The following is a 19,694-nucleotide window of genomic DNA, read 5'->3' as shown; positions in this document are numbered from 1 at the left end:
CCGCGAAGTGTTCACGCACCCCCGCCAGTTTCCGCTAAAATGCCCTGTCACCGCGCCGATGCATGAGGTCCGCCATGAGCTTCCGCCGCGACACCGTCACCAAGCCGATCTTCTCCTGGGCGCGCGGCGTGCTGCCGGCGATGTCCGACACCGAGCGCGAGGCGCTGGAGGCGGGCGATGTCTGGTGGGATGCCGATCTCTTCACCGGCGATCCCGACTGGTCGAAACTGCTGAAAATCGCGCCGGCCAAATTGACCGACGAGGAGCAGGCCTTCCTGAGCGGCCCCGTCGACGAGCTCTGCGCCATGCTCGACGAGTGGAAGATCTTCTGGGAATTGCGCGACCTGCCGCAGGACGTCTGGCACTTCGTCAAGCGCGAAAAGTTCTTCGGCATGATCATTCCGAAGGAGTTTGGTGGCCTCGGTTTCTCGCCCTATGCGCATTCGGAAGTGGTGCGCAAGATCTCGACGCGCTCGATCGCCGCGGCCGTCACCGTGATGGTGCCGAACTCGCTCGGCCCCGGCGAGCTCTTGATGCGCTTCGGCACGAAAGAGCAGCAGGAGCGCTGGCTGCCGCGCCTTGCCGACGGCCGTGACATTCCCTGCTTCGGCCTCACCAGTCCGGAGGCCGGATCGGATGCCGCCTCGATGGTCGATACCGGCATCATCTGCAAAGGCAATTTCGAAGGCCGCGAGGTCACAGGCCTTCGGCTCAACTGGCACAAGCGCTACATCACGCTCGGACCCGTCGCGACGCTGCTCGGTCTCGCCTTCAAGGCCTATGATCCCGATCATCTTGTCGGCGACCAGGAAGAGCTCGGCATCACCGTGGCGCTGATTCCGACCAATCTGCCCGGCGTCGAGATCGGCCAGCGCCATCTGCCCTCGATGCAGGTGTTCCAGAACGGCCCGAACCGGGGCCGCGACGTCTTCATTCCGCTCGATTACGTCATCGGCGGCCAGGAGCGTCTCGGGCAGGGTTGGAAGATGCTGATGACCGCGCTCGCAGCCGGCCGCGGCATCTCGCTGCCGTCGCTGTCGGCGGCCGGCGCCGCCTATGCCGCGCGCACCACCGGCGCCTATGCGCGCATCCGCGAGCAGTTCGGCATCTCGATCTCCAAGTTCGAGGGCGTCGAGGAGCCGCTCGCGCGCATCGTCGCCACCGCCTATCAGCTCGACGCGGCGCGGCGGCTGACCTGCGCGGCGCTGAATGCCGGCGTTCATCCCGCCGTCATCTCCGGCATCATGAAGCTGCACGCGACCGAGCGGATGCGCACCTCGGTCGACGACGCCATGGACATTCACGGCGGCAAGGCCGTGATCGACGGTCCGCAGAACTATCTCGGCAATCTGCATCGCGCCGTGCCCGTCGGCATCACGGTCGAGGGCGCCAACATCCTGACCCGCAATCTCATCGTATTCGGGCAGGGCGCCATCCGCGCCCATCCCTATCTTCTCGACGAGATGAATGCGCTTGCGGACACCGATCGCGAGCGAGGGCTCACCGCGTTCGACGCCGCGTTCTGGAAGCACGTCGGCCACAGTTTTCAGACGCTGTTCCGCGCCTTCGGCCGGAGCTGGACCTTTGGCGCTTTTGCAATGGCGCCCGATGCCGGCGATGCCACGCCATTCTACCGCCAGCTCTCGCGCTATTCGGCGGCCTTCGCGCTCTGCGCCGACATGGCGCTGCTGACGCTCGGCGGCGCGCTGAAGCGCAAGGAGATGCTGTCGGCGCGCTTCGGCGACATTCTCTCCGAACTGTATCTGCTCTCGGCCGTCCTGAAGCGCTGGCAGGACGAGGGGCGGCAGACGGAGGACTTTGTCGCGCTGGAATGGTGCATGGCGACCGGCTTCAAGACCATCGAGAACCGGCTTGCCGAAATCCTCGCCAACCTGCCCAATCGCTTCGTCGCCGGCTTCCTCAAACTCGTGGTCCAGCCCTTCGGCGCGCGCGTGCTCGGCCCGTCCGACCGCGTCGTGCATCGATGCGCCAGCCTCGTGCTGGAGCCGTCGGCCGCGCGCGAGCGCCTCACGCCGGATCTCGCGCATGTTGACGACGACGGCGCTTTCGCCCGGCTGGAGCGCGCGTTCAAGCTGGTTGCAGAGGCCGACGCCATCGCCAAGCGCATGCGCGCCGCGCACGTCCGCGACTGGAAGGAGGCGGTGACCAAGGGCGTGATCACGCAGGCCGAGGGTGAACAACTGGCGGCTGCTCACGAAGCCGTCACAAAAGTCATCGAGGTCGACGATTTTGCGCCGGAGGCGCTGTCGCCGATTTACAGGAAAGCCGCCGACGTGCATCAGTTCTTCCAGGAACTCGGTGAGCAGAGGGCGGCAAGCTGATGGCACGACCGGTTTTCATCGTCGACGGCAGCCGGACGCCGTTCTTGAAGGCCCGTTCGGGGCCGGGTCCGTTCACGCCGGTCGATCTTGCCGTGCAATGCGGTCGGCCGCTGCTGGCGCGCCAGCCGTTTTCACCTGATGATTTCGACCAGGTCATTCTCGGCTGCGTCAACGTGATCGCGGATGAGATGAACCCGGCCCGCGTCGCCGCGCTCCGGCTTGGCATGGGCGAGGACATGGTCGCCTTCACCGTGCAGATCAATTGCGGCTCCGGCATGCAGTCGATCGACACCGCCTATCGCTACATCCGCGAAGGCCATGCCGACATGATTTTGGCGGGCGGCACCGAGGCGCTGAGCCACGCGCCGCTGGTCTGGCCGAATTCCGGCGTGCGCTGGTTTGCAGGTCTCGCCACCGCCAAGGGCGTGGCGGCGAAGCTCGCCGCCGCGTTCAAGCTGCGCCCGCGTTATCTCAAGCCGATCATCGGCCTCGAGCGCGGGCTGACCGATCCCGTCACCGACCTGAACATGGGCCAGACCGCCGAGGTCGTCGGCCATCTCTTCGGCATCACCCGCGCCCAGTCCGATGCCTACGCTGCAGAGAGCCACCGCCGGCTTGCGCATGCGCATGCCGAGGGCTTTCTGAAAGGCGAGGTCGAGACCGCGTTCTCCCGCGACGGAAAATTCTTCGACCATGACGACGGCGTGCGGCCGGACTCGACGGCCGAGTCTCTCGCGAAACTGAGGCCGGTGTTCGAGCGCCCCTGGGGCCAGGTCACCGCCGGCAATTCCTCGCAGATCACCGACGGCGCCTCCTGGGTGATCCTTGCTTCCGACGCGGCGGTGGCCAAGCACAAGCTGACGCCGAAGGCGGTGATCGTCGACAGCCATTGGGCCGCGCTCGATCCAAGCATCATGGGGCTTGGTCCCGTGATGGCGGCGACACCGCTGCTCCAGCGCAACGACCTCACCGTCAAGGATATCGAGACCTGGGAGCTGAACGAAGCCTTTGCGACCCAGGTGCTCGGCTGCCTCGCAGCCTGGAACGACGAAAAGTTCTGCCGCGAGATTCTTGGGCTCGACGGCGCCGCCGGTGAGATCGACCGTGACAGGCTCAATGTCGATGGCGGCGCGATCTCGCTCGGCCATCCCGTCGGCACGTCAGGCAACCGTATCGTGCTGCATCTCGTCAACGCGATGAAGCGGCTCGGCACGCGGCGCGGGGTTGCCACCGAATGCATCGGCGGCGGGCTCGGCGGCGCCATGCTGATCGAGGCGGTGTGACCATGGATTCCAAGATCATGACCGCGCTCGGCGATCGCGTGCTGACGCTAGGGCCGCAACCTGCGACGGATGGTCCCTACAGGCACTTCAAGCTGACGCGCGATGCCGACGGCGTCGCCTGGCTGCTGTTCGACCGTAACGGCGCCAGTGCCAACACGCTGTCCTCTGACGTGATGGAAGAGTTCGACGCCGCGCTCGCGGCGATCGAGACCGAGCGTCCCGCCGGCCTCGTGATCCGCTCGGCAAAACCGTCCGGCTTCATCGCGGGCGCCGACGTCAACGAATTCCGCGGCGCGGCCGATCCCGAGATGGTCGAGACGCGCATCCGCGCGGCGCATGCGGTGGTCGATCATCTGGAAGCGCTAAAGCTGCCGACGGTCGCGGTGATCCATGGCTTCTGTCTCGGCGGCGGGCTCGAGGTCGCGCTCGCCTGCCAGGCGCGCATCGCCATCGACGGTGCGCGCTTCGGCTTCCCGGAGGTGATGCTGGGCCTGCATCCCGGTCTCGGTGGCACCGCGCGCTTCACCGCGCTGGTCAATCCGACCCAGTCGATGGCCTTGATGCTGACCGGCCGCACCATCGATGCGCGCCGCGCCAAATCGCTCGGCCTCGTCGACACTGTGACGCAGGAGCGCCACGTCCGCGGCGCCGTGAAGGACGTGCTGTTCGGCCGGCTGAAGCGGGCGAAGCCCGGCCTGCTGGCGCGCGCCGCCAATCTCGGACCGGTGCGCGGGCTGCTGGCCAAGCGCATGCGCTCGGAGGCGGCGAAAGCTGCCCCCCGCGAGCATTATCCCGCGCCTTACGCGCTGATCGATCTCTGGGAGGCTCATGGCGGCAGCAAGGCCGCGATGCTGAAGGCCGAGCAGGCCTCGTTCGCCAAGCTGATGGTGACGCCGACCGCGCAGAACCTGATCCGCGTGTTCTTCCTGCGCGAGCAGATGAAGAAAGCGGCAGGCTCCGGCAACACATTGAAGCATGTCCACGTCATCGGCGCCGGCGCGATGGGCGGCGACATCGCGGGGTGGTGTGCGGGGCAGGGGCTGCGCGTCTCGCTCGCCGACATGAAGGCGGAGCCGATCGCAGGCGCGGTCAAGCGCGCGGCCGAGCTCTACGGCAAGATCATCCGCAAGCCCACCGACGTGCGCGACGCGCTCGATCGCCTGATCCCTGACATGGACGGCGAGGGCGTCCGCAACGCCGATCTCATCATCGAGGCGGTGCCGGAAAAGCTCGAGCTGAAACAGAAGGTCTATGCCGGCCTCGAGCCGCGAATGAAGCCGGGCGCGATCCTTGCGACCAATACGTCGAGCATTCCGCTTCAGGATCTGCGCACCACGCTGGCGCGGCCGGAGCGGCTGGTCGGCCTGCATTTCTTCAACCCGGTCTCGCGGCTGCAACTGGTCGAGGTCGTCAGTCACGACGGCAACGACGCTCAAGTGCTGAAGGAAGCGCTCGCCTTCGTCGGCGCGATCGACCGCCTGCCGCTCGCCGTGAAGAGTTCGCCCGGCTTCCTCGTCAACCGCGCGCTGACGCCTTACATGCTCGAAGCCATGGTGATGCTGGACGAGAAGACCGACCAGCGCCTGATCGATGCCGCGGCCGAGCAGTTCGGCATGCCGATGGGGCCGATCGAGCTCGCCGACCAGGTCGGCCTCGACATCTGCCTCGACGTCGGCGACATGCTGCGCACCAAGTTCGGTGATCTCTTGCCGCCGACACCGGCCTGGCTGCGCGAGAAGGTGGCCAAGGGCGAGCTCGGCCGCAAGACCGGCAAGGGCTTCTACACCTGGAAGGACGGCAAGGCCGAGAAGGCGCCGTTGCCGGAGACCGGCCCGCGCGTCACCGACCAGATGATCGACCGCCTGGTGCTGCCGATGTCCAATGTCTGCGTCGCGGCGCTGCGCGAGGGCATCGTCGACGATGCCGATGCGGTCGACGGCGCCATGATCTTCGGCACGGGTTATGCACCCTTCCGCGGTGGTCCGCTCAACTATGCGCGAACGCGCGGCGTGGAAAACATTGTATCCACCCTGCGTGCGCTGGCGGAGCGATTCGGCGAGCGCTTCGCGCCCGATCCGGGCTGGGACAATTTCAAGTGAGCAATCCCAAGTGAGAGAGGCATGAGCGAGCAATCCAATACCGGACCGAGCGGCGATCTCTGCATCCGTACGCTGGCGATGCCGGCCGATACCAACGCGAACGGCGATATCTTCGGCGGCTGGCTGCTCAGCCAGATGGACGTCGGCGGCGGCGTGTTTGCATCGAAAGTCGCGAAGTCGCGCACGGTCACGGTTGCGATCGAGGCGATGAATTTTCGAAAAGCCGTCTATGTCGGCGACCTCGTCTCCGTCTACGCCAACCTCGTACGTGTGGGGCGCACGTCCATCACCGTGCATCTGGAAGCGTGGGCGCTGCGCCGCGGCGAGCAGCATCCGTTCCTCGTCACCGACGGTAACTTCACCTACGTCTCGATCGACGAGCACGGTCGCCCGCAGGCGGTTCGCTCGAGCGACACCGTCATCGCGACGTAATCGCGCGCGGCGCTCTGTCTCGTCTCACGAAAACTTGCAGCAAACGAAACGCGGCGCGCGTGAGTCATCGCGTCGCGGCTTCGCCAAGAACCAGTCATAAAACGGATGAGGTCCCGGCGTACTCAATTGCCTGTCGATTCGAGGTGAAAACGGCCTCAAATGCCCAGGAACTTTTGGGCCGAGATGCCGTTATTTGCCCGCACTGAGGAAACCACGGACCATGCCGGACAGCTACATCATCGAAGTCGATTCGCAGACCGCAGGTATCGTCGTTCGTTCTTCTGGAGGTTACTGCTTCTTCGCCTCATCCCACCGATTCAACCGTCTCGAAGGCCAGCTCTTCCGCAACGCCCGAGAAGCCGAGCGCGCTGCCCGCAAGCTGGTGAACGGCGATGTGAAGGAGGCGGCGTAAGCGCCTGCCGCCGGTGATTTCGACGCGCGAAGCGTGTCGGAATTTTTTGCAGCCTCTTCCTTCTCCCTTGTGGGAGAAGGTGGTGCGAAGCGCCGGATGAGGGGTCTGCTTCCGCAAATTCAACTGTGAGAGGTCAATCGCGGAGAGAGACCCCTCACCCGTCTCGCCGCGTTGCGGCGAGCCACCCTCTCCCACAAGGGGCCTGTTGCGTTATCGGCTTTTGAGGCTGAGGAGGTCAGGAGAGAAGGCCGCGGTCACGACAATTGCCAGCCAATTCTGTAGTTGTCGCCCTCGGCGGGCGGCTCAGGCGGCGATCGTGGCCCAGCGCCTCATGTTGAAGGCGATCGAGGCGAGCAGGACCTGCCCGCTTGCCTTCATGAGACCGACGTAGCGGATGCAGGTCAGTCGCATCCGGCGTTTGAGAGTGGCGAAGGTGGTCTCGACCTGGGCTCGTCGGCGCGCGATGAGGAGGTTGTAGCGTTTGAGCCTTGGCGGCAGTTCCGGATGATGTCGGTTAGGACGGAACGCGATGCGGGGCTTTTTCCCCGCCGCTTTCAGCCGGGCTCGTCTGGCATGCGTGTCATAGGCCGCATCGGCCCACACCACGGCCTCATCGCCGCGGATCAACTCATCGGCCGGCGTGGTGTCGTTGATGTTGGCGGGCGTGGTGAGCACTGTGCGGATCAGGCCGGAGCCTTCATCGACACCGACATGGGCCTTGTAACCGAAGGTCGAGCCGCCTTTGCCCTGCCGCTTGGTGAACCGGGCGTCAGGGTCGTTTGAGGGGCGATCCTCCTTCGGAGGAGCCGACACCGCCTGGATCAAGGTCGCATCCAGCATCGTGCCGCGCTTGAGGATGACGCCGGCATTCTCAAGCTGGCGATCCAGTTCACTAAACAGCTTCTCCAGCAGCCCTTGTTCAACGAGCTGGTTCCGGAAGCGGTTCAGAACCGTGTGGTCGGGCGTTGCATCCTCAAGGCTCAGACCGACGAAGCGCTTGAACGACAACCGGTCGCCCAGCGCTTCCTCGAGTTCGCGCTCCGAAAGACCATAGAGGGACTGCAGCAGCACAGCACGAAACAGCACCAGCACCGGATAGCCCGGACGACCGGGGCTCCCTTCATCCCGCAAATGGCCGATCAGCTTCTCGAACCGGTACCACTTGACCAGGCCCGCCAGCCGATCCAGCGCCGCATTGGCGCCGGCCCCCTTCGGCATCAGTGCTTCCACAAAGCTCGGCTGTCCCGTCCGCTTCACCGCCATCGTCATTCCCCTAAGGCTTTGCCCTAGAGAATCACAACCGACGGATTACGCAACAGGCCCACAAGGGGAGAGGGGAAGAACTTCATCACAACTTCGTCGCGGAGCGGGACAACAGCTTCCAATCGTCGCCCTGCTTCAGCCAGTTCATCAGGATGTGAAGGCTGTTTGCCACTTTCTGTCCGCCGGTCATCATCTCGGCCAGCCAGTGGAAGCGTACGATCGCGGCGGGACCGACGATCTTGATGGTTGGATCCTTGTACGTAATCGACAGGAACTCGGTCTTGCCGTCGGTGGCGTTGGCGATGAAAGCCGCCTTGTCCTCGAGGAAGCCGCTGGAATGGCTGTAGCTCAAATCGTCCGCGCACAGCGCGCCGAGCGCCTTCGGATCGGCCGCGATCTGGGCGAGGCGAAATGCCTCGACGTTCTTTGCCACCGCCTCGTAGTCCGTCGTGGCAGCATGATCGCGATTCAGTGTCATCATATTCTCCGTCCTTGATCTTGCGCCCACTGTTGCAGCCGCACTTGATTTTGTCATTTTGTCGAGCGTCAGGTCGCAACACGCTGCATTGTGCCAGGCAGCGCGATTTCTGACACGCGAAGCGTGGTCGGAATTTTTTGCCGCCTTGATGCCGCTGCACTTTCTTCTCCCCTCATGTTCGCCGAAGCCCTGGCGAAGGCGGATGTGGGAGAAGGTGGCATAGGCCGCCTTCGGCGGCCGTGCCTTAAGAGAACGCCGAAGCAAAGCTTCGGCTATGGCGCCGGATGAGGAGTCTGCATCCTTGAATTCCGCTGCGAGAGGTGTGCCTGCTGAAGCATACCCCTCACCCGGCTCGCCGCTATGCGGTGAGCCACCCTCTCCCGCAAGGGGAGAGGGTGAGAACGCCATCACAACTTCGTCGCGGCGCGCGACAAGAGCTTCCACTCGTCGCCCTGCTTCTGCCAGTTCATCAGGATGTGAAGGTTGGTCGATACTTTTTTCCCATCGGCCGCCATTTCCTGTTCTCCCAGCCAGTGGAAGCGGACGATCGCGGTGGGGCCGACGACCTTGATGGTCGGGTCCTTGTATTCGATCGACAGGAACTTCGATTTGCCGTCGGTGGCATTGGTGATGAAGGTCGCCTTGTCTTCGACCTTGCCGCTGGAATGGCTGTAGCTCAGATCGTCCCAGCACAGTGCGCCAAGGGCCTTCGGGTCGGCCGCGATCTGGGCGAGGCGGAAGGCTTCGACCTTCTTCGCCACGGCGTCCTCGTCCGCTGACGCGGCCAGCGCCGATGTGGTGAGAGCGAGCGCGGAAACCGCCAGAGTCGAGAGAGCCAGATCGCGTCGGTTGATCGTCATCGTTTCCTCCTTTTTGGTCTTGGCCGGAGTGTTGCAGCCGCGCGCGACTTTGTCGAGTGTCACGTCGTGGTCATGTGGATGCGTCATTGCGTGATCGAGGCCGTATTGATACGTCTCGCGCATCGATGCGTCGCGCATGTGGGAAAGTACGGAAATGATCGAGGCTAGACAGGGTGCGATGGGCAAGGCGTTGCTGTTCGACATCGACGGCACGCTCGCCGACACCGATCCGTTGCACCTGAAGGCTTTCAACCAGGTGCTCGGCCCGCACGGCCATGTCTTCGATCACGCACGCTTCTCCAGGGAGCTGCAAGGCTTCGCCAATGTGGCGATCGGCGAGCGCTTTCTGCCCGACGAGGCGCCGGAGCGGCGCGCCGCGATCCTCGACGAGAAGGAGGAAGTCTTCCGCGCGCTCGTGGCCGGCCAGATCGCGCCGCTGCCCGGCCTGATGGCGCTGCTCGACCGGGCCGACAGTGCCGGCATTCCCATGGTTGCCGTGACCAATGCGCCGCGTCTCAACGCCGAGCTGCTGCTCTCCGGTCTCGGCATCACGCATCGCTTCAAGGCGCTCGTGATCGGCGCGGAGCTGCCGCACGGCAAGCCGCATCCGCTGCCTTATCAGGAAGGGCTGCGTTTCGTCGGCGCGCGCCCGGAAACCTCGATCGCATTCGAAGACTCCCGCACCGGCGTGCAATCCGCTGCGGCGGCGGGCATTCCGACCGTCGGCATAAGGACCAGCCTCAGCCACGCCGATCTCGTTGGGGCAGGCGCGGTCACCTCCGCCAGCGCCTTCGACGATCCGGCGCTGCTCGCGCGTCTTGCGAGCGCCATGACTTGGTAAGACAAGACTTGGTAAGACATGACTTGGTAAGAAATGGCGTGGTGAGGGCCCTTCATCCGTTAACCGTGATCGGCGCGCGCATTGACCGCAGGCGCGAACCGCCGCACCATGCATCATCCTGATTTGAGGCCGTTGCCGTGACCGGATTGACCCATCGCCAAGCCGAAATCCTCAACATCGCGCGCGCCTCCGGCCGCGTCATGGTCGAGGAGCTCGCGCGCCGGTTCGAGGTCTCGGCGCAGACCATCCGCAAGGACCTCAACGATCTCTGCGAGCGGAGGTCGCTGACTCGCATTCATGGCGGCGCCATCATCGCGTCCGGCGTGGAGAACCTCGCCTATGAGGCGCGCCGCTTCGTCGCGGCCGACGAGAAGAAGGCGATCGGGGCTGCGGCGGCGTCGCTGATCCCGAACGGCTGCTCGCTCTTCATCAACATCGGCACCACGACCGAGGAAGTCGCGAGCGCGCTGACCTCGCATGAGGATCTCCTCGTCATCACCAACAACCTCAACGTGGCGATGCTGCTGTACCGCCATCCCCGCATCGAGGTTGTGGTTGCCGGCGGCACGGTGCGGCGCGCCGATGGCGCCGTGGTCGGCTCGACCGCGACGCAGCTGATCGGCCAGTTCAAGGTCGACTACGCCATCATCGGTGCGTCCGCGATCGACGAGGAGGGCGCGCTGCTCGACTTCGACTATCGCGAGGTGCAGGTGGCGCAGGCCATCATCGCCAATGCCCGCAGCGTCATGCTGGTCGCCGATTCCACAAAGCTCCGGCGCAGCGCGCCGGTGCGCATCGCCCACATCACCCAGATCCAGACCTTCGTCACCGACCAGGAGCTGCCCGAGCGCCTCGCCACCATCTGCCACAGCAAGGGCATCGAGGTGGTCGAGGCGATGCCGAAGGGGGCGGACATCGATGATCCGCCGGCCGATGCCCAGGATGCAGCGCCGGAAGCCGCGCCGGTGGTGCGGCTGCGCTGAGATTTAGGTGCCGGTCCACGGATTGAGCAGCGGGACGCCCATAGGTTCCAAATCCGCCACATTGCGCGTAACGACCGTCAAGCCGTGAACAAGCGCGGTCGCTGCGATGAGGGCGTCGCGCTCGGCCCGCGGGTTGGGAACGTGCAGTTGCGCGCAACGCTGCGCGACGGCCGTGTCGATCGCCAGGATCCGCCCCTCGAAGCGGGCCAGAATGTGATCGTTGATCCAGGCACGCAGCACGGCACTTTGTGCCGCGTCCTTGCGTTCGATCAGGCGTGCGCCAAGTTCGATCTCAAGAATCGAAATGGCGGAAATGAAAAAATTTGCCGCTGGAGCTGCATTGGCCCAGGCGACGACGTTCCGATCAGCCTTATCCGGCCGTCTCAGTTCTGAAATGACATTGGTGTCCAGCAGGAACATCAGTCGAGATCAGCGGCCCTGAAGATCCCGTCGTCAACGCGAGGCGGATCGAAATCAAAGTCCGCATTCGTCTGCGCCAGAGCTTCCGCAAGGCTCATGTGTCCGCCGCTCAGGCGCAAATAATCCTCGATCGTCAGCAGGACGTGGGCCGGGCGGCCGCGGTCCGTAATAAAGACGGGTCCCTGCGATGCTGCTTTCTTGGCGCCGCTGGTGTCTTGATTGAATTCCCGGCTGGTCAGGGTGGTCACCATCGTCTGAGGCTCCAAGCCGTGAGTATGACTCCGCTTGCGAGACATATGTAGAGATGTTTCTACATTCAAGTCCATAAGCTTGTTGGTTGACGGGACCGCGCCAGCCTTGCCGTTCAATCGAGCTGCTTGCCCCTCAATCTGCCCGTCGACCTGCCGATTTTCCCGCCTCGTTGCCGTTGAAAAAGTTCCTCTTTCACTTCCTTCCGCCTCTCTTTCATCTTGCTTTCGTTTTTCGGTGTGATCTAATCAAAAACGAAAGTAGCCGCTCGAAGGAACGGGCGGTCGCCGGGGGATGCGTCTGTTGGAGCGTATTTTCGATCTCGCCATCATTGGAGGCGGTGTTAACGGCTGCGGCATCGCGCGTGACGCGGTGGGCCGGGGCAACACGGTTTTCCTGTGCGAAATGAATGATCTGGCGTCCGGGACGTCGTCCTGGTCGACCAAGCTGGTGCATGGCGGCCTGCGCTATCTCGAATATTACGAGTTTCGGCTGGTCCGCGAGGCGCTGATCGAGCGCGAGATTCTCTGGGGCATCGCGCCCCACATCATCCGCCCCCTGCGTTTCGTCTTGCCGCATCACGCAGGGCTCCGCCCGGCCTGGCTGCTGCGCCTCGGCCTCTTCCTTTATGATCACATCGGCGGCCGCCATCTGCTGCCCGCCACGCGCTCGGTCGATCTCAAGCGCGACGAGGTCGGCAAGCCGCTGATCCCGAATCGCTACAGCCGCGCCTTCGAATATTCGGACTGCTTCGTCGATGACGCCCGCCTCGTCGTGCTCAACGCGCGCGATGCCGCCGACAAGGGCGCCGAGATCCGCACCCGCACGCGCGCCACCGAGATCCGCCAGGCCGACGGCGTCTGGACCGTCAGCATGCTCAACACGCTGACCGGCGAGCGCTCGCAGGTCCGGGCGAAAGCGCTGGTCAATGCCGGCGGCCCGTGGGTCGAGGACGTGCTCGGCCGCGGCGCCGGCGTCAATGCCAAAGCCAAGGTGCGCCTGGTGCAGGGCTCGCACATCGTGGTCAAGAAGCTCTACGACCACGACCGCGCCTACATGTTCCAGAATGCCGACGGCCGCATCATCTTCGTGATCCCGTACCAGGACGATTTCACGCTGATCGGCACCACCGATCGCGACTATGACGGTGATCCCGCCAAGGTGAAGGCGACGGCTGAGGAGATCGAGTATCTCTGCAAGGCGGCCAGCGAATATCTGGCGAAGCCCGTGACGCCTGAGGACGTGGTCTGGACCTATTCCGGCGTGCGGCCGCTCTATGACGACGGCGCCAGCGAGGCCAAGGCCGCGACGCGCGACTACGTGTTCGAGCTCGACACGCCCGGCGGCTCTCCGCTGCTGTCGATCTATGGCGGCAAGATCACGACCTATCGCCGCCTCGCCGAGGAGGCGCTGGAGCGGCTCGCGCCCTATCTTCGCAGTGCGAAAGCACGCGAGGGCTGGACCGGCAAATGGCCGCTGCCCGGCGGTGACATGAACGTGTCCGACATCGACGGCCTGATCGTGGAGCTGCAGCGCGGCTATCCCTTCCTCGGCCATGAGCATGCGCGGCGCCTCGCGCGCGCCTATGGCACCCGCGCCATCAAGCTGCTCGGCGACGCGAAATCCGCCGCCGATCTCGGACAGGCCTTTGGTGCGACCCTGACCGAGCGCGAGGTCCGCTACCTCATGGCCAACGAATGGGCCGTCACCGCCGAGGACATCGTCTGGCGCCGTTCCAAGCTCGGCCTGCGACTATCTGCCGACGAGATCGCGGCGCTTGACGACTGGATCAGGGCCCACGCTATGCCGCAAAGTCCCCTGCTGGAAGCGGGAGGACGCTCATGACCGTGACACTCGATCACGTGACCCGGACCGTCGACGGTATCGAGCACATCCGCGACGTCTCGCTGACGCTCGAGAGCGGCACGCTCAACGTGCTGCTCGGGCCGACGCTCTCGGGCAAGACCTCGATCATGCGGCTGCTCGCCGGCCTCGACAAGCCGACCACGGGCAGGGTGCTGGTTGGCGGCAAGGACGTCACCGGCGCCGACGTGCGGCAGCGTTCGGTTGCGATGGTCTATCAGCAGTTCATCAACTACCCCTCGCTCACGGTCTACGAGAACATCGCCTCGCCTTTGCGCGTGCAGGGCAAGCCGCGCGAGGAGATCGAGACGCGGGTGGCGGAAGCCGCAAAGCTGCTGCGGCTCGAACCGTTCCTGAAGCGCACGCCGCTCCAGCTCTCCGGCGGCCAGCAGCAGCGCACCGCGATCGCGCGCGCTCTGGTCAAGGGCGCCGATCTCGTGCTGCTCGACGAGCCGCTCGCCAATCTCGACTACAAGCTCCGCGAGGAGCTGCGCGCCGAACTGCCGCGCATCTTCGAAGCCTCCGGAGCGATCTTCGTCTATGCCACCACCGAGCCGACAGAAGCGCTGCTGCTCGGCGGCAACACGGTGTGCATGTGGGAGGGCCAGGCGCTGCAGATGGGCGAGACCGCCAACGTCTACCGCCGGCCGCAGACCTTGCGCGTCGCGCAGGTCTTTTCCGATCCGCCGCTCAACCTCGTCGGCATCGAGAAGAGGAACGGACACGTCGCCTATGCCGGCGGCACGGCCTCGCCGGCCTCGGGACTCTATGCCTCGCTGGCCGACGGCGCCTATCGCGTCGGTTTCCGTGCCCATCAGCTCGCCCTTGCCAATGGCGAGGCCGACCGCCACGCCTTCCATGCCACTGTCACGGTGACCGAGATCACCGGTTCGGAGAGCTTTGTGCATTTGACCCGCGACGGATCGAACTGGGTGGCGGTGCTGCACGGCGTGCACGAGTTCGAGCCCGGCCAGACCATCGATGCCGTGCTCGATCCCAATGATGTCTTCGTCTTCGATGCCGCCGACCGTTTGGTCGCGGCACCGGGCTCGTAAGGGGGAGGTGCGCGATGGCCCGCATTGACCTCGTCGATCTCGCCCATTCCTACGGCGGCAATGATGCGCCGCAGGAGAGCTTTGCGCTCAAGCCTGTCACCATGACCTGGCGGCAGGGCGGCGCCTATGCGCTGCTCGGCCCAAGCGGCTGCGGCAAGACCACGCTGCTCAACGTCATCTCCGGCATCATCACGCCCTCGCGCGGGAAAATCCTGTTCGACGGGGTGGACATCACACCGCTGTCAACCCAGAAGCGCAACATCGCCCAGGTGTTCCAGTTTCCGGTGATCTACGACACCATGACGGTGGGGCAGAACCTGGCGTTTCCGCTGAAGAACCGCGGCGTGGCGAAGGCCGACATCGACAGGCGCGTCGCCGAGATCGGCCGCCTGCTCGATCTCGAGCCCTATCTGAACCGCAAGGCGACGCGGCTCACGGCCGACGCCAAGCAGAAGATCTCGCTTGGCCGCGGCCTCGTGCGCAACGACGTCGCCGCCGTGCTGTTCGACGAACCGCTCACCGTGATCGATCCCGAGCTGAAATGGCAGCTTCGGTCCAAGCTGAAAGCGCTGCATCGCGAGCTCGATCTCACGATGATCTACGTCACCCACGACCAGACCGAGGCGCTGACCTTCGCCGACACTGTCGTCGTCATGCATGACGGCCGCGTGGTGCAGAGCGGCACGCCGGCCGAGCTTTTCGACAAGCCGGCGCATACGTTCGTCGGTTATTTCATCGGCTCGCCCGGCATGAACATCCTGCCGGCCGAAGTGAGGGGACGCGAGGCCAAGATCGACGGCCACGTCATCGCGCTGAACCGCAGCTACGACAACATTCCGTCCGGCGCCAAAATCGAGATCGGCGTGCGCCCCGAATTCGTCGAGGCGGTCGCGCCCGCGCCCGGCCTGCTCACCGCCAGGATCGAGCGCATCGACGATCTCGGCCGCATCCGCTTCGCGCGGGCGCGCCTCGGCGATGCCAAGCTCGCGGCGCGCGCGCCGGCGGGCTTCACCTCATCCGACGGCAATGCCGGGCTGAAATTCGATCCGTCGCATGTGCACGTCTATGCCGACAGCCTTCTGGTGGAGGGAGCCGCCTGATGGACAAGACCGTCAACCAAAAAGCCTGGTTCCTGGTGCTGCCGGTGTTCCTGGTCGTCGCCTTCTCCGCGGTGATCCCGCTGATGACGGTGGTGAACTATTCGATGCAGGACACCTTCGGCAACAACCAGTTCTTCTGGAACGGTGTCGGCTGGTTCAAGGAACTGCTCGATCCCTCGACCGATCTCGGCGGCCGCTTCCTCGCCTCGCTCGGTCGCAATCTGTTCTTCTCGATGGTGATCCTCGCCATCGAGGTGCCGCTCGGCATCGTCGTGGCGCTGTCGATGCCGCGCGAGGGCTGGACGGTGGCGGCCTGCCTGATCATCCTCGCGCTGCCGCTGCTGATTCCGTGGAACGTGGTCGGCACGATCTGGCAGATCTTCGGCCGGCCCGACATCGGTCTGCTCGGCTATGTCCTGAACGCGATTGGCATCGACTACAACTACGTCTCCAACGAGGTCGACGCCTGGGTCACGGTCATCGTGATGGACGTCTGGCACTGGACCAGCCTCGTCGCGCTGCTCTGCTATGCCGGCCTGAAGTCGATCCCGGACGCCTATTACCAGGCGGCGCAGATCGACGGCGCCTCGCGCTGGGCGGTGTTCAAGGCGATCCAGCTGCCGAAGATGAACCGCGTGCTCTTGATCGCGGTGCTGCTGCGCTTCATGGACAGCTTCATGATCTACACCGAGCCGTTCGTCGTCACCGGCGGCGGACCCGGCAACTCCACCACTTTCGTGTCGATCGAGCTCGTCAAGATCGCGCTCGGCCAGTTCGACCTCGGCAAGGCCGCGGCGCTGTCGCTGGTCTACAACCTGATCATTCTGATCGTCTGCTGGATCTTCTACACCGTCATGACCAATGCCGGTGTCGAACGTAAAGTTCAGGCTTCGAGCGAGCCGGCGGCGGAGCCGAAGCCTTCGGCCGCGCTCAAGCCCGTGCCAGCGCTCAAGCCAAAGGAAGGAGTGGCCTGATGCATTCGATCCCCGGCCGCCGCCTCATCATGGGGCTGTTCCTGATCTTCCTGCTGCTGCCGATCTACTGGCTCGTCAACATGAGCTTCAAGACCAACAGCGAGATCGTCTCGACGATGACGCTGTGGCCGCACACCCCGACGCTGCAGCACTACAAGCGCATCTTCACCGACGAGAGCTGGTATTCCGGCTACATCAATTCGCTGGAATACGTCGTCCTCAACACCATCATCTCGATCTCGGTGGCGCTGCCCGCGGCCTACGCGTTCTCGCGCTACCGCTTCCTCGGTGACAAGCACCTGTTCTTCTGGCTGCTGTCGAACCGCATGGCGCCGGCGGCGGTCTATGCGCTGCCGTTCTTCAACCTTTATTCGGCGATCGGCCTGTTCGACACGCCCTGGGCCGTCGCGCTCGCGCACTGCATCTTCAACGTTCCGCTGGCGGTCTGGATCCTGGAAGGTTTCGTCTCCGGCGTGCCGCGCGAGATCGACGAAACCGCCTTCCTCGACGGCTATTCCTTTCCGCGCTTCTTCATCAAGATCCTGGTGCCGCTGATCGCGAGCGGCATCGGCGTCGCCGCCTTCTTCTGCTTCATGTTCTCCTGGGTCGAGCTGCTGCTGGCGCGCACGCTGACCTCGGTGCACGCCAAGCCGATCGCGGCGATCATGACGCGCACGGTGTCGGCCGCGGGTATGGACTGGGGCCTCTTGGCTGCGGCCGGCGTGCTCACCATCATTCCGGGCGCGCTGGTGATCTGGTTCGTCCGCAATTACATCGCGCGCGGCTTCGCGCTCGGCCGGGTGTAGGGAGGTTCTTATGGAATCCATCGCATGGATGGCCTGGACGCTGCCGACCGCGATCTTCTTCGCCGCGCTGGCCTGCACGCTGGCGGTGATGACGTGGCTCGCCGCGGTCTATCCCGAGGCCGAACGCGTCGGCGTGCTCAGTATTCCGACCACGCGCGGCGACCGCCTGTTCGTCTCGCTGATTGCGGCAGCCGTCATCCATCTCGCGTGGATCGGCCTCGTCGGCACCGACGCGCTCGCGACGCTGCCGATCGGTGAGGAGGGGTTTGAGATCTCGAGCCTGTGGCTCGCAAGTGGAATTTCGCTGGCCACGGCCGTGCTCATTTTCCGCACGGTCTGAAGCTTGCGAAGGGACGGCCAGATCCGGGGGCAACCCGGGCCTGTATAAAATTTTGTCGCTGCAACGGAGGAACAACATGCGACAGTTTAGGAGAAGGAAAGGTCCATTGACCAAGAGCAGTTTTCTGACCATGTCCAGCACTGCCGCGCTTCTGGCGGTGTCGTTCACCGTCTCGGCGCCGGTCCGCGCTGCCGACGACGCCGCGATCCAGAAGTGGATTGCGGAGTTCCAGCCCTCGACGCTGTCGAAGGAAGACCAGAAGAAGGAGCTGGAGTGGTTCGCCAAGGCCGCCGAGCCCTTCAAGGGCATGGAGATCAACGTCGTCTCCGAAACCATCACGACTCACGAATACGAATCGCAGACGCTGGCCAAGGCGTTCTCCGAGCTCACCGGCATCAAGCTCAAGCACGACATCATCCAGGAAGGTGACGTCGTCGAGAAGCTGCAGACCCAGATGCAGTCCGGCAAGAACGTCTATGACGGCTGGATCAACGACAGCGACCTGATCGGCACGCACTTCCGCTACAATCAGACGATCGCGCTGTCGGACTACATGACCGGCGAGGGCAAGGACGTCACCGATCCCATGCTCGACGTCAACGACTTCATCGGCAAATCGTTCGGCACGGCGCCGGACGGCAAGCTCTACCAGCTGCCCGACCAGCAGTTCGCCAACCTCTACTGGTTCCGCTACGACTGGTTCACCAACCCCGACTACAAGGCCAAGTTCAAGGCCAAGTACGGCTACGAGCTCGGCGTGCCCGTGAACTGGTCCGCCTATGAGGACATCGCCGAGTTCTTCACCAACGACATCAAGGAGATCAACGGCGTCAAGGTCTACGGCCATATGGACTATGGCAAGAAGGACCCCTCGCTCGGATGGCGTTTCACCGACGCCTGGCTGTCGATGGCCGGCAACGGTGACAAGGGCATTCCGAACGGTCTGCCGGTGGACGAGTGGGGCATCCGCATGGAAGGCTGCCGTCCGGTCGGCTCCTCGGTCGAGCGTGGTGGCGACACCAACGGTCCGGCCGCGGTCTACTCGATCACGAAGTACCTCGAGTGGATGAAGAAGTATGCTCCGCCGCAGGCCCAGGGCATGACCTTCTCCGAGTCCGGCCCCGTGCCGGCCCAGGGCAACATCGCCCAGCAGATGTTCTGGTACACCGCCTTCACCGCCGACATGGTGAAGCCGGGCATCGCCGTGATGAACGCGGACGGTACGCCGAAGTGGCGTATGGCTCCGTCGCCGCACGGCGCCTACTGGAAGGAAGGCATGAAGCTCGGCTACCAGGACGCCGGCTCCGTGACGCTCTTGAAGTCGACCCCCGCGGATCGCCGCAAGGCGGCCTGGCTCTATCTCCAGTTCATCGTCTCCAAGACGGTCAGCTTGAAGAAGAGCCATGTCGGTCTCACCTTCATCCGTGAATCCGACATCTGGGACAAGTCGTTCACCGAGCGTGCGCCGAAGCTCGGCGGCCTGATCGAGTTCTACCGCTCGCCCGCGCGCGTGCAGTGGACCCCGACCGGCAACAACGTGCCCGACTATCCGAAGCTCGCCCAGCTCTGGTGGCAGAACATCGGCGATGCGTCGTCCGGTACGAAGACGCCGCAAGCCGCGATGGACGCACTGGCCGCTGCCCAGGACTCCGTGATGGAGCGCCTGGAGAAGTCCGGCGTGCAGGGCGCCTGCGGTCCGAAGCTGCACAAGAAGGAGACGGCCGAATACTGGTTCGCCAAGGCCCAGAAGGACGGCACCATCGCCCCGCAGCGCAAGCTCGCCAACGAGAAGCCGAAGGGCGAGACGGTGGACTACGACACGCTGATCAAGTCGTGGCCGGCCACCCCGCCCAAGCGCGCGGAAGCGAAGTAAGCGGCGCAAAGCGTCATCAAA

The 19,694-nt window shown here is 64.5% G+C and carries 19 protein-coding genes; 14 read left to right on the top strand and 5 right to left on the bottom strand.

Going from position 1 to position 19,694, the window contains the following annotated elements:
* Window positions 1–74 precede the first annotated feature (74 nt).
* From N2603_RS34390 to N2603_RS34370, 5 genes are all read left to right on the top strand, one after another.
* A complete protein-coding gene (locus tag N2603_RS34390) occupies window positions 75–2,342 on the top strand; it encodes an acyl-CoA dehydrogenase (RefSeq protein WP_260385618.1) in 2,268 nt (755 codons plus the stop codon).
* Entirely contained in the window at window positions 2,342–3,625 is a 1,284-nt protein-coding gene (locus N2603_RS34385; protein ID WP_260385617.1) for an acetyl-CoA C-acetyltransferase, read from the top strand. Before N2603_RS34390 ends, N2603_RS34385 begins: the two co-directional genes overlap by 1 nt.
* A 2-nt stretch (window positions 3,626–3,627) precedes the next feature.
* Complete coding sequence (locus tag N2603_RS34380; protein ID WP_260385616.1) at window positions 3,628–5,724, top strand: 3-hydroxyacyl-CoA dehydrogenase NAD-binding domain-containing protein; 2,097 nt, start codon at window positions 3,628–3,630, stop codon at window positions 5,722–5,724.
* 21 nt (window positions 5,725–5,745) lie between these two features.
* Window positions 5,746–6,156 (top strand): acyl-CoA thioesterase, encoded by a 411-nt coding sequence (locus tag N2603_RS34375; protein ID WP_260385615.1) that lies wholly within the window; start codon window positions 5,746–5,748, stop codon window positions 6,154–6,156.
* Window positions 6,157–6,376: 220 nt separating this feature from the next.
* Entirely contained in the window at window positions 6,377–6,568 is a 192-nt protein-coding gene (locus N2603_RS34370; RefSeq protein ID WP_018645288.1) for a hypothetical protein, read from the top strand.
* Window positions 6,569–6,871: 303 nt separating this feature from the next.
* On the opposite strand, the gene N2603_RS34365 is transcribed toward N2603_RS34370, so the two are convergent.
* The 3 genes from N2603_RS34365 to N2603_RS34355 all read right to left on the bottom strand — a co-directional run bounded on the left by N2603_RS34365 (window position 6,872) and on the right by N2603_RS34355 (window position 9,169).
* Window positions 6,872–7,831 (bottom strand): IS5 family transposase, encoded by a 960-nt coding sequence (locus N2603_RS34365; protein ID WP_425248937.1) that lies wholly within the window; start codon window positions 7,829–7,831, stop codon window positions 6,872–6,874.
* An 85-nt stretch (window positions 7,832–7,916) separates the two neighbouring features.
* Window positions 7,917–8,312: a nuclear transport factor 2 family protein gene (locus tag N2603_RS44775; RefSeq protein WP_018645287.1), complete on the bottom strand. Its 396-nt coding sequence runs from the start codon at window positions 8,310–8,312 to the stop codon at window positions 7,917–7,919.
* A 404-nt stretch (window positions 8,313–8,716) separates the two neighbouring features.
* Complete coding sequence (locus N2603_RS34355) at window positions 8,717–9,169, bottom strand: nuclear transport factor 2 family protein (RefSeq protein ID WP_026312358.1); 453 nt, start codon at window positions 9,167–9,169, stop codon at window positions 8,717–8,719.
* Between the two features lie 154 nt (window positions 9,170–9,323).
* Here N2603_RS34355 and N2603_RS34350 point away from each other — a divergent pair, with 154 nt between their 5' ends.
* Both N2603_RS34350 and N2603_RS34345 read left to right on the top strand, forming a co-directional pair.
* Window positions 9,324–10,010 (top strand): HAD family hydrolase, encoded by a 687-nt coding sequence (locus N2603_RS34350; RefSeq protein WP_260385611.1) that lies wholly within the window; start codon window positions 9,324–9,326, stop codon window positions 10,008–10,010.
* Between the two features lie 137 nt (window positions 10,011–10,147).
* Complete coding sequence (locus N2603_RS34345) at window positions 10,148–10,993, top strand: DeoR/GlpR family DNA-binding transcription regulator (RefSeq protein WP_018645284.1); 846 nt, start codon at window positions 10,148–10,150, stop codon at window positions 10,991–10,993.
* Window positions 10,994–10,996: 3 nt separating this feature from the next.
* Here N2603_RS34345 and N2603_RS34340 read toward each other — a convergent pair whose 3' ends face one another.
* Window positions 10,997–11,413: a type II toxin-antitoxin system VapC family toxin gene (locus N2603_RS34340; protein ID WP_260385610.1), complete on the bottom strand. Its 417-nt coding sequence runs from the start codon at window positions 11,411–11,413 to the stop codon at window positions 10,997–10,999.
* Complete coding sequence (locus tag N2603_RS34335) at window positions 11,413–11,664, bottom strand: type II toxin-antitoxin system prevent-host-death family antitoxin (protein ID WP_260385609.1); 252 nt, start codon at window positions 11,662–11,664, stop codon at window positions 11,413–11,415. Before N2603_RS34335 ends, N2603_RS34340 begins: the two co-directional genes overlap by 1 nt.
* Before the next feature lie 292 nt (window positions 11,665–11,956).
* On the opposite strand from N2603_RS34335, the gene glpD reads away from it, so the two are divergent.
* The 7 genes from glpD (at window position 11,957) to N2603_RS34300 (ending at window position 19,673) form a co-directional block, all read left to right on the top strand.
* On the top strand, window positions 11,957–13,507 hold the full coding sequence (gene glpD, locus N2603_RS34330) for a glycerol-3-phosphate dehydrogenase (protein ID WP_260385608.1): 1,551 nt from the start codon (window positions 11,957–11,959) through the stop codon (window positions 13,505–13,507).
* Window positions 13,504–14,580, top strand: coding sequence for an ABC transporter ATP-binding protein (locus N2603_RS34325; RefSeq protein ID WP_260385607.1), 1,077 nt, complete (start codon window positions 13,504–13,506; stop codon window positions 14,578–14,580). Before glpD ends, N2603_RS34325 begins: the two co-directional genes overlap by 4 nt.
* A 14-nt stretch (window positions 14,581–14,594) precedes the next feature.
* Entirely contained in the window at window positions 14,595–15,680 is a 1,086-nt protein-coding gene (locus N2603_RS34320) for an ABC transporter ATP-binding protein (protein WP_260385606.1), read from the top strand.
* Window positions 15,680–16,654, top strand: a complete 975-nt coding sequence (locus N2603_RS34315; RefSeq protein WP_260385605.1) for a carbohydrate ABC transporter permease — start codon at window positions 15,680–15,682, stop codon at window positions 16,652–16,654. The genes N2603_RS34320 and N2603_RS34315 overlap by 1 nt, the downstream gene beginning before the upstream one ends.
* On the top strand, window positions 16,654–17,460 hold the full coding sequence (locus N2603_RS34310; RefSeq protein WP_018645277.1) for a carbohydrate ABC transporter permease: 807 nt from the start codon (window positions 16,654–16,656) through the stop codon (window positions 17,458–17,460). Before N2603_RS34315 ends, N2603_RS34310 begins: the two co-directional genes overlap by 1 nt.
* 10 nt (window positions 17,461–17,470) lie before the next feature.
* The gene (locus N2603_RS34305; protein ID WP_018645276.1) at window positions 17,471–17,800 is read left to right on the top strand and encodes a DUF2160 domain-containing protein; all 330 of its coding nucleotides are present in this window, start codon (window positions 17,471–17,473) and stop codon (window positions 17,798–17,800) included.
* Window positions 17,801–17,930: 130 nt separating this feature from the next.
* Window positions 17,931–19,673 carry an ABC transporter substrate-binding protein gene (locus N2603_RS34300; protein WP_035667209.1) on the top strand — a complete coding sequence of 581 codons (1,743 nt, stop codon included), beginning with the start codon at window positions 17,931–17,933 and terminating at the stop codon, window positions 19,671–19,673.
* Window positions 19,674–19,694 lie beyond the last annotated feature (21 nt).

Origin of the sequence: Bradyrhizobium huanghuaihaiense, from assembly GCF_025200885.1 — a bacterium.
GTDB classification, from domain to species: Bacteria; Pseudomonadota; Alphaproteobacteria; order Rhizobiales; family Xanthobacteraceae; genus Bradyrhizobium; species Bradyrhizobium huanghuaihaiense.
This window is presented reverse-complemented; position numbering and strand designations above follow the sequence as displayed.